1 protein-coding gene is annotated in these 587 nt (G+C 58.6%); it reads right to left on the reverse strand.

Annotation, left to right across the window (positions count from 1 at the left end; translation table 11 throughout):
• Positions 1-510: 510 nt before the first annotated feature.
• Positions 511-587: EF-Tu C-terminal domain-related protein (locus tag A6A05_RS22245; protein ID WP_211104280.1), on the reverse strand; the 77-nt coding region annotated here is incomplete at its 5' end.

The raw sequence follows: 587 nt of genomic DNA on the forward strand, positions 1-587 counted from the left end.
CAAGTCATGAAAAACGCTATTCTGATGCCGCACGGTGTTGCTCCAATTCGTGTCCAGGAGACGCGCCAAACGTCTGAACACGAGTAGAATCAACGCCGTGCACTCAGTCCACTAAATTAAACCGGACAGCAGTGGGCTTGACCAGGCCGTCCATCGACCCTCGGATCAAGCCCGAGGGTGACGGGAGGAGAATCCGATTCCACCAACCTCAGACAGACTCAGGAGCGCGGCTCATTATGTAGTGGCGGGAGGTGATCTGCCCGTTCGCCTTCTGGCATTGCATGAAATATTCTTCTGCCAACGAAAACACCCCCGAAGGTTTCCCTTCGGGGGTGTTTTCCTTTTCCCGTCATGCCCGGACTTGATCCGGGCATCCATGGACCCTCGGGTCAAGCCCGAGGGTGACGAGGAATTGGGGTACTACTCGACGATCTTGGCAACCACGCCGGCGCCGCCCGCGAGCGAAGCTCGCTGATCTGTTACGATCAGTCGGCGCCGGCCAATGCCCACCTACTCGACGATCTTGGCAACCACGCCGGCGCCGACGGTACGACCGCCTTCACGAATAGCGAAGCGCAGGCCTTCGT

This window comes from Magnetospirillum moscoviense (genome assembly GCF_001650635.1).
GTDB classification, from domain to species: Bacteria; Pseudomonadota; Alphaproteobacteria; order Rhodospirillales; family Magnetospirillaceae; genus Magnetospirillum; species Magnetospirillum moscoviense.